The sequence below is a fragment of the Chryseobacterium sp. WLY505 genome (genome assembly GCF_030846215.1).
Taxonomy (GTDB): domain Bacteria; phylum Bacteroidota; class Bacteroidia; order Flavobacteriales; family Weeksellaceae; genus Chryseobacterium.
In genome coordinates this window covers 110,284-123,813 of sequence record NZ_JAVCWI010000006.1, presented here as the reverse complement: position 1 = coordinate 123,813, position 13,530 = coordinate 110,284, and the positions used below count along the sequence as shown (strand labels likewise).

The 13,530-nt window shown below is 37.6% G+C and carries 9 protein-coding genes; 6 read left to right on the top strand and 3 right to left on the bottom strand.

All coding sequences use genetic code 11. From position 1 onward, the window contains the following. Positions 1 to 22: 22 nt before the first annotated feature. Together RAH34_RS14145 and RAH34_RS14140 are read right to left on the bottom strand one after the other, a co-directional pair. Positions 23 to 1,210 (bottom strand): VWA domain-containing protein, encoded by a 1,188-nt coding sequence (locus tag RAH34_RS14145; protein ID WP_306596553.1) that lies wholly within the window; start codon positions 1,208 to 1,210, stop codon positions 23 to 25. A gap of 365 nt (positions 1,211 to 1,575) precedes the next feature. Then, positions 1,576 to 2,250: an SIMPL domain-containing protein gene (locus RAH34_RS14140; RefSeq protein WP_114821446.1), complete on the bottom strand. Its 675-nt coding sequence runs from the start codon at positions 2,248 to 2,250 to the stop codon at positions 1,576 to 1,578. A gap of 337 nt (positions 2,251 to 2,587) precedes the next feature. Between RAH34_RS14140 and RAH34_RS14135 the strand changes: the two genes are divergently transcribed. The 3 genes from RAH34_RS14135 (at position 2,588) to RAH34_RS14125 (ending at position 5,796) form a co-directional block, all read left to right on the top strand. Then, the gene (locus RAH34_RS14135) at positions 2,588 to 4,345 is read left to right on the top strand and encodes a histidine kinase (protein ID WP_306596627.1); all 1,758 of its coding nucleotides are present in this window, start codon (positions 2,588 to 2,590) and stop codon (positions 4,343 to 4,345) included. A gap of 102 nt (positions 4,346 to 4,447) precedes the next feature. Beyond that, positions 4,448 to 5,182 (top strand): LytTR family DNA-binding domain-containing protein, encoded by a 735-nt coding sequence (locus tag RAH34_RS14130; protein WP_306596552.1) that lies wholly within the window; start codon positions 4,448 to 4,450, stop codon positions 5,180 to 5,182. Positions 5,183 to 5,256: 74 nt separating this feature from the next. Continuing rightward, positions 5,257 to 5,796 carry a lipocalin family protein gene (locus RAH34_RS14125; protein ID WP_306596551.1) on the top strand — a complete coding sequence of 180 codons (540 nt, stop codon included), beginning with the start codon at positions 5,257 to 5,259 and terminating at the stop codon, positions 5,794 to 5,796. A 67-nt stretch (positions 5,797 to 5,863) separates the two neighbouring features. On the opposite strand, the gene RAH34_RS14120 is transcribed toward RAH34_RS14125, so the two are convergent. Then, complete coding sequence (locus RAH34_RS14120) at positions 5,864 to 6,337, bottom strand: hypothetical protein (protein WP_114821450.1); 474 nt, start codon at positions 6,335 to 6,337, stop codon at positions 5,864 to 5,866. Between the two features lie 114 nt (positions 6,338 to 6,451). Between RAH34_RS14120 and RAH34_RS14115 the strand changes: the two genes are divergently transcribed. The 3 genes from RAH34_RS14115 (at position 6,452) to RAH34_RS14105 (ending at position 13,425) form a co-directional block, all read left to right on the top strand. Continuing rightward, complete coding sequence (locus tag RAH34_RS14115) at positions 6,452 to 7,702, top strand: CinA family nicotinamide mononucleotide deamidase-related protein (RefSeq protein WP_306596550.1); 1,251 nt, start codon at positions 6,452 to 6,454, stop codon at positions 7,700 to 7,702. An 89-nt stretch (positions 7,703 to 7,791) separates the two neighbouring features. Continuing rightward, positions 7,792 to 11,190, top strand: coding sequence for a polysaccharide deacetylase family protein (locus tag RAH34_RS14110; protein WP_114821452.1), 3,399 nt, complete (start codon positions 7,792 to 7,794; stop codon positions 11,188 to 11,190). A gap of 177 nt (positions 11,191 to 11,367) precedes the next feature. Beyond that, entirely contained in the window at positions 11,368 to 13,425 is a 2,058-nt protein-coding gene (locus tag RAH34_RS14105) for a M13 family metallopeptidase (protein WP_114821453.1), read from the top strand. Positions 13,426 to 13,530: the final 105 nt, after the last annotated feature.

Genomic DNA, 13,530 nt, shown 5'->3' with positions numbered 1-13,530 from the left:
AGCGGGCCTCAACCCGCTTACACTACAAACTATACCCATTCTTTTTCGCAAGTTCTACAATAGAACTTTCAATAGCTTTTCCCAGATCATCAGAATCACCAGTTCCCCGTTTTTTCATTTCAGAATCTATATAAGTCTGGCGTTTTTTGGAAAGTTCCTCGATCTCTTTTTGAATTTTATCTCGTGCTGCTGATTTGGCAGCAATTGTTTTTTGAATTTCTTCTTTGCTTTTTCCTTTCAATTCAGCAGGAAGTTCACTTTCTTTAACATTGGCAATAAATCCTGCATCTTTTTCAGCTTTATCTACCAGATCCCAATGGTCATTTTTGTAGGCATTCTTTTTAGATTTAGCAACTGTTCTTTCCACTAAGTTGGATGCTGATTGTGCCTCTGCATTCTTATCCTGTGTGATCTGCTTAAGTCTGTACTCAGACCCATGATTTCCGTAATAGATATACGTATCATTCAGTTTTGCATTACATTCTGAAATTCTGATGTCATAAGGCGTTTCAATATAAAGAACCTTTCTGTCGCTGTCGATATTGAAATACTTTCCACCTCCTAATGAAGCTCCGTTTTGCCAGAAAGTCTGGATTCCTTCCTCCCTGCTTCCACAGAAAATGGTGTTGGTGTAAATATTCTTACTTTTTGCTTTCGAAACAACATCTTTATAATTTATTTTCCCCTGATCGAATGCTTCATTACCTGCAATATAAATCAGCTTCATGCTTTTCTCATTTCCGTCCCAGTTGAGGTTGGCAGAGGCATCCCGAATCACTGCACCACAATATTCACTGCCGCCATTGGTTCTTAAGGCAAATAATTTTTCAGAAACAAGATCGAGATCCTGAGTAAGAGGAGTGACCTGACGGATGTAATTTTCATCATGAATTCCGTCATTGCCATATTCATACAGGGCAATTTCAATCTGGGGAGCTTGTCCGTTGTATTTAAGAGTGGTCAATGTATTCACAATATTCCATAGTCTGGATTTTGCCTGATCAATCAGTCCGTCCATACTGTTGGAAGTATCCAGTAAAAGCGCGACCTGAATTTTATTATCCTTTACCGTTGAGTGTACCGGAACCAATGTCGTTTTTTCTACGGGTAATTTATTGTCAGTATTACTATTGGAGCGGTTATCCGGAATATTACCGGTGCCTAAAAAAGCTGTACCTGCTGCAAGTGCTAAGATTTTTAAAGTTGTCATATTGTTATTTTTTTATTGGTTATTTGTTGTGATAGCATTTTATCATTTATTATTTTGAATTCCTGAAGTAAAATTATCCCTATTTAAGGCTGGAAATCGGGAAACTTGGTGAACGGAAGGTTTCACTTGGTGGATGATAAAAACGGAAGGATCTGATTATATGTTTAGTGTGATAATATTGATCTGGTATGTAATTTCACTAGTGTGAGGAGTGTCAGGCTGAGCGGAGTCGAAGCCTCCAACCATTGACCAGATTTTAATAGATAGGCAGGTATTTTTCTTTAGTCAGAAAGTCAATAACCCAATAGTACAAAAACAAAAAAACTGCCCCTAAAAAGTGTCTAACTTTTTGGGGGCAGTCCATTTTAAAGGATTTCGTACTTTGTTTTGATGCTGTACTTCAGCTTGATATTTTCAATATTATCAAAAGAATAATCTACAGGAGCGTCAGCCATTTCCACCTGCACACCATAAGATCGTCCTTTATAAGCTGCAGGCATAATCACATCACTGGTGTAGTCTTCTATTTCTACAATTTCAAGAGCGTTTCCTGTCTTTTTACCCATGCTTTCCAGTAAGTAGTCTGCTTTTTCTTTAGCGGCTTTCAAAGCATTGATCTTCACTGCTTTTTTGAAATCCGCAATTTTAGTATTCTTTACCTCTGCAATGTTCAGATTACCTACCCATTTTTGATTCAGATCTTCAAATATTTTACTGAGATTTGATTTTGTACCTGCTTTAAACTGATAGTTCTTTGAAAACTTAGCTGTCTTAGAATAGATATTCTGGTACATCGCTTTGAACTTGATATCCTCGTTCTTTACTCCTGCGTTTTTTAAAATATCAAATAACTTCTTTTCATTATCTGCGAGATCGTTTTTATTATCCGCTTTTATCCCGATGCTGAAGATAATTTCATCCGGTTCTACTTCCATTTCGGCAACACCTGTTACTTCAATGGCGTTTTTCTTTATTTCCTGAGCATTTACAAAGCTTCCAAGGGTTAAAATTCCGATTAATAAAAAATGTTTCAATTTCATAATTTCCTGTTTTTAAATTTTTAATTCTGATGTAAAATTACACTGATCATAAACCAGATTCCGGGAGACTTGGTGAAATGGAGTTTTCACTTGGTGAACCTTGAGAAAAAAGAATTATTTTGAAAAATACTCTTTTCAACCATTCATAAAATCCAGAGACTTGCTTAAATGCCTAACGGGTGTTCTTCATTTCCAAAAAATCATTTTATAGTCAGAGTATCAAAAACTCAACTTGGTGAAAGGGAAACTTCACTTGGTGAATAGTTTTTGAGCAGACTATATATATGTATATCTTTGTTTTATGAAAATGCTTAAACTCTTTACAATCTTTTTACTTGTGCTTTTGGGAAATATAATTTATTCCCAAACCACTACCAACAGCGCGGCTGCTGTGGAAGAAGTGCAGGTAGAAACGAAGAAGCTGAAAAAAGCAATGGACAAGAAAAATGAACCTGCCCAGGCAGATTCTTATTATAATATCGGAGAAACATTTTTCAATAGCGGAAACTTTCCCAAAAGTGAAGAGTATTATACAAGAGCGAAAAAGCTGTATGAAAAACTCAATGATAAACCCAATATCGAGAAAGCAACCCGAAGATTAGCCCAGTCACAGGAAAAACAGAATAAAATTACACCAGCCATCAGTAATTACAGCATGGCCGCACAGATGAGTTACAGCGAAAAAAGTAAAGCTGTTAATGCTAATGATGTAGCAAGACTTTCTTCGCCCACACCTGAGCTTAAAGCAGAAGCAATCCAGAATAATATCAATCTGACTAAAAAGGAAAATGAGCAAGGCGATCTTGCAGAAAGTTACAGCCAGCTTGCAGATGTGAATTTGAAACAGAAGGACGTTTCCAGTGCCGAAGAAAACCTGAATACAGCCTATAAAATTTCTAAAAAAGAAGCTCCTCAGCAAGCGCTTGCCATTAATCAGAAACTGGCAGATCTTTATGTGGAAAACAAAAACTTTGAGAAAGCGATTGAAGCCAAAAAGAAAGTTCTGAAGGAGGATTTTGTGAAAGAAAACTCACAGGAGAAAGTTAACCAGATTCAGGAATTGGCCGATATCTATATTAAAAAGAATGATCCTAAAGAAGCTGTGGACCTTTTGAAAAATGCCTACGGAATTGCTTTGGATAAAGGTCATACACTGGAAGCACAGAGAAGTGTAAAAAAACTGGACAGTCTGTATGCGATTTCAGGAAATGTAGATGCTTCAGTTCAATTGTACAGAGATTTTTTGGGAAAACTTCCGAATCTTGTTTCCAAAGACAGAAGCCTGGTTGATAATAAAATTCTGGAAGATACAGAACAGCGAATCTCACAGCTGGAAAAAGAAAAAGAGCTTAAAGATGAGCTTATACGAAAGAAGAATGTCTTTAATTACAGTCTGATCGGAGCTTTAATTCTGCTGACAGGATTAATCATTTTTATTTTCAGAACTTTGAAAAAGGTTCAGACCAAAAATAAAAAAATTGCCCTGCAGTCGCTGCGTCGTGAGATGAACCCTCATTTTATTTTTAACAGCTTAAATAGTGTCAACCATTTTATAGCTACCAATAATGAACTGGAAGCGAATCAGTATCTGACCAAATTTTCCAAACTGATGCGCGGTGTAATGGAAAATTCCACTGAAGATTTTATTCCTTTTCAGCAGGAGCTTGATCTTCTTCAGAATTATCTGGCTTTGGAAAAAACACGTTTTACCGATAAATTCGATTATGAAATTGAAGTAGATGAAAATCTGAATATGCAAAATCTGCAAGTTCCGGGAATGCTGATACAGCCGTTTCTGGAAAATGCCGTCTGGCACGGACTCCGCTACAGAACTGACAAAGGATTTTTAAAATTAAGCTTTGAGAAAAGTGAATCTCATCTGAACATCCTTATTGAAGACAACGGAATAGGTATTGAAGAAAGTAAAAAGCAGAAAACCCAGCACCAGAAAATGAGAGAGGGAAGAGGAATGAAAAATACGCTGGAAAGAATTCAGCTTTTGAATGATCTCTACAAAAAAGAGATCACGTGCTCCATAAAGGATAAAGAAAATAACAATGGAGTTTTGGTGACTATCCGGATGAATCTTGCCTAGCCGGAATTACGGAGGTTGTAAGTTTTGGACCGATTGTATGATTGCTTAAATATCACTAATTTGCATCTGCAATCTGTTACCTGCCACTTAATATTTGTTCACATGAAAATAAAAGCTGTTATTGTTGACGATGAAATCATAGCAAGAGAAGTCTTGCGAAACTATCTGACCAAATACTGCCCGCAGGTGGAAATTCTGGGTGAAGCTGAAAATATCAAAGAAGCTGTTCCGTTAATCACTGAAAAACAGCCTCAACTGGTGTTTCTGGACGTAGAAATGCCTTTTGGTAATGCCTTTGACGTGCTGGAAGCTACCAAAGATTTCTCCTATGAAACCATTTTTATTACTGCATTTTCTCAATATTCATTACAGGCTTTAAATAAATCAGCAAGCTATTATATTTTAAAACCTATCGATATTCAGGAACTGATTCTTGCTGTCAATAAAGTAGCGGAAAGTCTTGAGAGAAAAGAGGAACTCAACCGGAATAAGATTCTTCTTGAAAACCTGAAATTAAAACCTGAAAAACAACAGTTGATTTTACCAACTTTACAGGGATTTGATGTAGTAAAGACCGAAGATATCGTAAGACTTCAGGCGGATGGAAATTTTACTCAGGTATATCTTACAGATGGTACAAAGAAGATGGTGTGCCGTTTTCTGAAGCACTTTGATGACCTTCTGGAAAACCCGTTTGTGAGGGTTCACCGTTCCCATATTATCAATACAGGTTTTGTAAAATCCTATCACAAAAGCGGAACAGTGATGTTGTCTGACGATACAGAAATTGAGGTTTCAGGAAGCTTTAAAGATAATTTCCTGAAAGTATTTTCATAGAATTTATTGTACCTTAACAGACTTAAGGCATTATTTTTGACGTTTTTATAACAACTACACAAAATCTTTCTGTCATGAAAACTATTCATAAAATTATACTTCCCGTTTCTTTAGGAGCATTGGGGCTTATCATTTTCAATTCCTATTCTGTAAGGATTCCCAGAGGAGCATCTGCGGTAAAGAATTTTGATCTTAAAAAATATCTGGGCAGATGGTATGAGATCGCCCGTTTTGATTACAGGTTTGAGAAAAATATGGATAATGTTACTGCAGAGTATACAGAGAATCCGGATGGAACAGTTCAGGTCACAAATAAAGGGTATGATTACGTTAAAAAAGTATGGAATGAATCTATTGGGGAGGCAAAATTTGTAAAAGACCCGACAGAAGCACGTCTTAAAGTTTCATTTTTTAAACCGATATGGGCGGGTTATAACGTCATAGATATTGATGAAGACTATCAGTATGCACTGGTAGCTGGAAGCAGTTTAAAATATTTGTGGATACTTTCCCGTACTACCAATATTCCTGAAAGCATCCGCCAGCGTTTCATTCAGAAAGCAAAAAAAATCGGCTATAACACCGATGAACTGATTTGGGTAAAGCATAATTAATAAAAAAACAAAATCGCAAAAGGGTCAATTTGTAAATCAGCCGTTTTGCGATTTTATCTTTTCATTATTAGCTATTAATGTATTCCTTCCATTCTTCAAAACGGTGATCAATCACCTGTTTCATCAGATCGTAGTTTTCGTAGGTATCCTCGATATGGTAGAAGGTCTCATATTCGTAGTCGTTTTCTTCTGCTTTAGCATCAAAAATATTTACGTAATCATCAGCAAATGAACTGTATCTGTTCCCGAAATCTGTGTCGTCTGCATAATAGTCTTTGGCAAAAAGATTTCCCAGTTCATTCAGATCATATTCAGAAAATTTTCCGTCGCAGGAATCCATAACAAATTCTGCTCCGGTCATTTCTCTTCGTTTTACTTTTTCTATTTCTTCTGCAGCATCTTCTTTCAGTTCATCGGAGATCAGATCGTTGTGAATACACCAGTTCAGGAACATTCCTGTATGTGTTGCCCCGTTTTTCTGAGGAAGTCCTTCCGGAAAATCACCACCATAATGCCATGAAGCATCATCATATTTAGACATAATTCTTCTTGTAGTTTTTGATAATTCAGGCAAAAATAGAAAAAATCAATTTATATTGCCGCTGCCGTAGAATTTTCCGTCATTTGCATAGAATTTTTTTCAACAAAAAGATATATGGAAAAAGCTGTTCTGATTACTATCGGTGATGAAATCCTTTCCGGAAATACGGTAGATACCAATTCTAATTTTATCGCAACTGAACTTAAAAATATAGGAATAAAAGTTATTCAGATTCTTACCATCTCAGACGAAATTGAAACCATTAAAAATGCATTGAGCACGGCCTTTGAAACAGGTGATTTAGTCATTACAACAGGAGGACTCGGGCCAACCAGAGATGATAAAACGAAAAAAGCACTGGCAGAGTATTTCGATGATGAAATTGCTTTGGATGAGGTAACCTTCAATCATTTGAAAGGCTATATGGAAAGAAGGGGAAGGGCAGATATTCTGGAGAGAAACAAAGAACAGGCTTTTGTACCTACCAAATCCATCGTTTTTCAAAACCATTACGGAACAGCACCATGCATGATGATGGAGCAGGATGGAAAATTGTGCTACAGTCTTCCCGGAGTTCCTTACGAAGTAAAACCACTGATTAAGGATCAGATCATTCCTTATTTACAGCAAAGATTCAGCCTTCATTATATCCATACCAGAATTGTTTCTGTGGTGGGAATTCCTGAAAGTCTTCTTGCAGACAAAATTGAAGACTGGGAGCTGGCACTTCCTGAAAATATAGCACTTTCTTATCTTCCGGTAGGAACGCGTGTAAAGCTTCGTCTGACGGCTTCCGGTGAGAATGAAGAACAGTTGAAACAAAGGACAGAAGAAGAAATCCAGAAATTACTTCCTTTGGTAGAAGGTCATGTGATCGCAGTATCTGAAGATAAAATTGAAAATATTCTGGCAGAAATGCTCACCGAAAGAAAGTTGACGATTTCTACTGCGGAGAGCTGTACAGGAGGTGAACTGGCCAAAATGATCACTTCAGTTTCCGGAAGTTCAAAATATTTCCTTGGTGGAATGGTAGCCTATGCCACAGAGAAAAAGATTAAAATTTTAAATGTTTCAAGAGAAACCGTTGATGAGTTCACTGTGGTGAGCGAACAGGTGGCGCAGGAAATGGCGAAAGGCTGCCAGCAATTATTTGAAACCCATATCTCCCTTTCTACAACAGGCGTTGCCGGACCGGGAAAAGGAGAAGATGGTAAAGATGTAGGAACGGTTTACTATACGATCAGGATCAATGATCAGGAAGTAACCTCCAAATTATACATGCCACATCTGGAAAGAGTAGACTTCATGGATTTTGTTTCCCAAAAGGTGATTCAGGATTTGGTAAGTCTTCTTGTAAACAGTTAAATACGAGCCTGTTTTTTTAATTTTTTTTTAATTAATTTTCATACAGTTTTTCACGCTTTTTGAAAGCCCTTCAATAAATTTCAAAAATCGTGGAAAATTCCAAACAGATTTTTCAGACCAGCAGTAAAAAACGCTGGAAAAGTGTACAGTGGGGAAGCCGTGTTTTTATTTTTATAGGAATACTGCTTCTGCTTGCTTTAGGTCTGATGATGACTCTGGACAGAAGTCCTAAAATACCTTTTAAAGAAGATTATAAAGCGGTAATTACAGCCAATAAACCTTACCTTCAGGAGAATAAAATTTCAAAGGAATATAAAGGTTTCAGAAGCTTTATTTCTGAAAAAACAATTCATACCAATCTCGACAAAATCGAGAAAGCAAGAGCAGAAAGATATAAAAATCAGAACAGAAACTGGGCTCAGTTTCCGGGAGGAATCCGTTCTGCATTTTATGTTGCCTGGGATCCTCAGTCGCTGATGTCTCTGAAAAGAAATATCAGACATGTCAATCTTGTTTTCCCTGAATGGTTTTTTCTTGATCCCAAAACAGGTGATCTGAAAACCAATGTAGATCCGGAAGGATATAAAGTGATCAAAAGAACAGGGGTTGCAGCCATGCCCATGTTGAGTAATAACTCAGACAGAGAATTTCGTTCAGAAGGGTTGGTAAAAGTTCTGAACGATCCGCAGAAAAGAACCCATCTGATTCAAAAAATCACCCAACAATGTCTAAAATATCATTTCAAAGGAATTAATATTGACTTTGAGGATATGAACCTCAATTCTGATGATAATCTGATTGCTTTTATGAAAGAACTTTCAGAGACTTTCAAAAAGAATCAGTTGCTGGTGACTATGGATATCATGACGGATAATGATGATTACAATATCCCAAGACTGAATCCTTATGTAGATTACTTTGTACTGATGGCGTATGATGAGTATTCCGCAGGAAGTGATGCCGGTCCGGTTTCTTCTCAGAAATGGATTGAAGAGCAGACGGGAAAAATCGTAAAACAAACTTCTCCGCAAAAAATCATTCTTGGATTAGGAGCGTATGGGTATGACTGGAGTTCCAATAAGGATGATAACACCTCCGTTACTTACATGCAGGCGATTACAAAAGCCAGTGCAAGTAAAGCGGTTATTGATTTTAATGACAATACTTTTAATTTAAATTATTCTTATACAGATTCTAAAAATTTAACCCATACCGTCTTTTTTAATGATGCGGCTTCTATTTTCAACACAATGCGTTTCTCTTCAGAATATCCTCTGGCCGGAACAGCGCTTTGGAGACTGGGAAGTGAAGACAGCAGAGTATGGAATTTTTATGATAAAGATCTCACTTTCGCCGGACTTTCCAAAATGAATTTGAAATCGCTTGAAAATGTAAAAGGGCAGACCATGGTGGATTACATCGGAGATGGAGAAGTACTGGATGTTCTGAATACCCCTCATGACGGAAAAATTGCACTTGAAATCGATCCGAAAGAGAAAATTATCACAGACGAAAATTATATCACTTACCCAAGTTCTTACGAAGTGAAAAAATACGGAAGTGCTCCTCAGAAAGAGCTCGTTCTTACCTTTGATGATGGTCCGGATGAAACGTATACACCACAGGTATTGGATATTCTGTCCAAATACCACGTTCCGGCAGCCTTCTTTCTGGTAGGATTAAATGCAGAAAAAAACCTTCCGCTTGTAAAGAGAATTTATCGGGAAGGACATGAAATAGGAAATCACACTTTTACCCATGAGAATGTGGCAAAAGTAAGCCCGGAAAGAGCTTTGCTGGAAATGAAACTGACAAGACTGCTGATCGAATGTATCACAGGTCACAGTACCATTCTGTTCAGAGCACCATACAACGCAGACTCTGAACCTACCACTTCAGAAGAGATTATTCCGGTAGCGTTGGCAAGACAACAAAACTATCTTGATATAGGGGAAAATATAGACCCGGAAGACTGGCAGCCGGGAATAAAAGCAGATGAGATTGTAAAACGTGTAATGGCCGGAATCAAACAGCAGAGAGGGAATATCATTCTTCTTCATGATGCAGGCGGAGATACCAGAGAGGAAACAGTAAAAGCTTTAAAAATTCTGATCCCGACGCTTCAGAAACAAGGCTATCATTTTACCAATCTGACCAATATTCTGCACAAAAGCAGAAGCGAACTAATGCCTGAAGTTCCTAAAACGAGATCGTATTACATCATGCAGCTGAACCTTGTGTTGGCAACGGTTATCTATGGAATAAGCCACTTCCTGGTTGCTTTATTTACCATTTTCATTGTGTTAGGATTGATCAGATTATCGCTGATGGCATACTGGGCATTTAAAGAAAGAAAAAAAGAGAAAAAACTGGGCGGATTTCCTGTTCTGGAATCTTATCCGAAAGTTTCCATCATTGTTCCTGCTTATAATGAAGAAGTGAATATTGTGTCTTCCCTGCAGAACTTATTGAAGCAGACTTATCCTAATTTTAATATCATTATGGTAGATGACGGTAGCAAAGATTCTACTTATGAAAAAGCATTGGAAGCATTCCCCAATCATCCGAAACTGAAAATTTTCACCAAAGAAAACGGTGGAAAAGCCACAGCTCTGAACTTTGGGATATCACAGACTGATGCAGAATATGTAGTGTGTATTGATGCCGATACCAAATTACAGCAGGATGCCGTGAAATATCTTATTGCAAGATTTTTAAATTCAAGTGCGGAAGAAAAAATAGCCGCGGTAGCAGGAAATGTAAAAGTAGGAAACAGAGTCAACTGGCTTACCAGATGGCAGGCTATAGAATATACAACAAGTCAGAATTTTGACAGGCTGGCATATGCTCATATCAATGCGATTACGGTTATTCCGGGAGCTATCGGAGCATTTAGAAGATCCGTGATCATTGAAACAGGAGGTTATTCATCCGATACGCTGGCAGAAGATTGTGATATTACGGTGAAAATATTAAAAGCCGGATATACTGTTGCGAACGAAAACAGAGCAATAGCAGTAACAGAAGCTCCCGAAACCACAAAACAGTTTTTAAAACAACGTTTCCGCTGGACCTACGGAATCATGCAGATGTTCTGGAAACAGAGACAGACTTTCCTTAACCCCAAATATAAAGGATTGGGACTTTGGGCAATGCCGAATATTCTATTATTCCAATACATCATCCCATTTTTCTCGCCATTGGCAGACGTAATTATGTTCTTTGGAATCTTGTCCGGAAACGGAGACAAAATATTCACCTATTATCTGATCTTCCTTTTGGTGGATGCTTCATTAGCATTAGTAGCATTCATCATACAGAGGGAAAAACTGATCAATCTCCTGTATATTATTCCACAGAGATTCGGGTACAGATGGCTGATGTATATTGTATTATTTAAAAGTTTAAGAAAAGCACTGAAAGGCGAAATGCAGTCCTGGGGATTCCTGAAAAGAACCGGGAATGTAAAAGAGATAGCAACTTCTTAATGAGGTTTGGAGGCCGGAAGAGTGAGGCTGGAGGTTGTTTTATGACTTTAATAACTTCCAGCTTCCTGCTCCCAACTTCCCACTTAGGATACTTTCATGATATTTATTTAAATTTGTTTTCATATTCAAGTAACAAATCCGAAATAAATCATACATATTCTAAAAATTGTTATCATAATGAAAAAAATAACGCTTTCTTTGTTTTTAATAGCAGGGATCTGCACTCAGACTACGATGAGCGCACAAGCAAAAACTGCTAAAGTAGCAGTGAATAACACAGATAAAGGCTTAGACCTTAGCTTGATGGACACTTCAGTACGTCCTCAGGATGATTTTTATAACTATGTGAGTGGAACCTGGATGAAAACTGCCAAAATTCCATCTGACAAACCAACTTGGGGAAGCTTCAACAAACTGGCTGAGGATACGGATAACAATTCCATGACCATCCTGAATTCTCTTCTGAAAGATAAATTTGCTGACGGAAGCGAAGGGAAAAAAATTCAGGATCTGTATGCTACTTATATGAACATGCAGAAGAGAAATGCTGATGGAATTAAACCAATCCAGGAAAACCTGAACAAGATTGACGCTATTAAAAATATGGCTGATCTTCAGAATTACCTTACTTCTGTAACGAAAGAAGGTGAAAATGTTTTCTACGGATGGGGAGTAGATGCAGATCTTAAAGATTCTAAAATGAATGCAGTTTACCTGGGTAATGCTTCTCTAGGTTTAGGAAGAGATTACTATCAGAAAGTAAACGAAAAAAATACCGAAGCCATTGCTGAGTATCAGAAATATGTAGCTTCTATGCTAAAAGAATTAGGATACAAAAATGCTGATGAAGCAGCAAAAGGTATCGTTAATTATGAAAAAAGCATCGCACAAACTTACCTGACCAACGAGCAGAGCCGTGATAACACGCTTCAGTACAATCCTAAGACGATGGCTGAACTTTCTGCTTTGGTAAAAAATGTTGACCTTCCGGGTTACCTTAAAAAAGTAGGCGTAAATTCTGACAAAGTAATTATCAGCGAATTAGGATTCTATAAGAACTTCGATAAATTGGTAAATGCTCAGAATCTTCCTGTAATCAAGGATTATCTTAAATTCCACATGATCCATGGAAGTGCTTCTTACTTAAGCGAAAACTTAGGAAACATGAAATTTGCTTTCTATGGTAAATACCTTAGAGGGCAACAGGAACAAAGAGCTCTTAACAAAAGAGGATTTGAATTGATCAACGGTACTTTGGGAGAAGCTTTCGGAAAATTATATGTTGAGAAATATTTCCCTGCTGAAGCAAAAGCTCAGATGGTAGAATTGATCGACTATTTAAAGAAAAGTTTCGCTGTTCACATCAACAACTTATCTTGGATGTCTTCAACCACGAAGGAAAAAGCAATGCAGAAGCTGAACAAGTTTACTGTAAAAGTGGCTTATCCGGACAAGTGGAAAGACTATTCAAAATTAAATATCGTTTCGGAAGCTAAAGGAGGAAACCTATATCAGAACCTTCAGAATATTACCGAATGGCAATATAACAAAGATTTAGCTAAAATTGGCAAGCCGGTAGATAAAACAGAATGGGGAATGACTCCACAAACTGTAAATGCATATTACAACCCGGTAAACAACGAGATTGTATTCCCTGCAGCGATCCTTCAGCCGCCATTCTTTAACCCTAAAGCTGATGCTGCTGTAAACTTCGGAGGTATCGGTGCGGTTATCGGCCACGAAATGAGCCACGGATTTGATGATTCAGGAGCACAGTTCGATGCGGACGGTAACTTAGTAGACTGGTGGACTCCGGAAGATAAAGCAAACTTCGAAAAAGCAACCAAAGCTCTTGCTTCTCAGTATGACAAATACGAGCCTGTAAAAGGAACTTTTGTAAACGGTACTTTCACAAACGGTGAGAATATCGCTGACTTAGGTGGAGTAAATATCGCTTATGACGCTCTTCAGATGTACTTAAAAGACAAAGGAAACCCAGGAAAAATCAGCGGATTTACTCAGGATCAGAGATTCTTCTTAAGCTGGGCAACCGTTTGGAGAACATTATCAAGTGAGAAATATATGGTGAATCAGGTAAAAACTGATCCACACTCACCAGGATATTTCAGAAGTTTTGGTCCACTTATCAACGTTGACGCTTTCTACAAAGCATTCGATGTGAAACAAGGAGACAAACTTTACAAAGCTCCGGAAGACAGAATCAAAATCTGGTAACAATAACAACCGCTCAGCAATGGGCGGTTTTGTTTTTTTAGGTAGCAGGTGATGGATGATAGGCTGCAGGGAATGGGTTTTAGGGAAAATAAGTGATAAGTAATA

Coding starts and splice junctions, on each gene's coding strand:
- RAH34_RS14125 (WP_306596551.1), top strand. CDS start 5,257: ATGAAAACTATTCATAAAATTATACTTCCCGTTTCTTTAGGAGCATTG.
- RAH34_RS14105 (WP_114821453.1), top strand. CDS start 11,368: ATGAAAAAAATAACGCTTTCTTTGTTTTTAATAGCAGGGATCTGCACT.
- RAH34_RS14115 (WP_306596550.1), top strand. CDS start 6,452: ATGGAAAAAGCTGTTCTGATTACTATCGGTGATGAAATCCTTTCCGGA.
- RAH34_RS14130 (WP_306596552.1), top strand. CDS start 4,448: ATGAAAATAAAAGCTGTTATTGTTGACGATGAAATCATAGCAAGAGAA.
- RAH34_RS14120 (WP_114821450.1), bottom strand. CDS start 6,337: ATGTCTAAATATGATGATGCTTCATGGCATTATGGTGGTGATTTTCCG.
- RAH34_RS14145 (WP_306596553.1), bottom strand. CDS start 1,210: ATGACAACTTTAAAAATCTTAGCACTTGCAGCAGGTACAGCTTTTTTA.
- RAH34_RS14140 (WP_114821446.1), bottom strand. CDS start 2,250: ATGAAATTGAAACATTTTTTATTAATCGGAATTTTAACCCTTGGAAGC.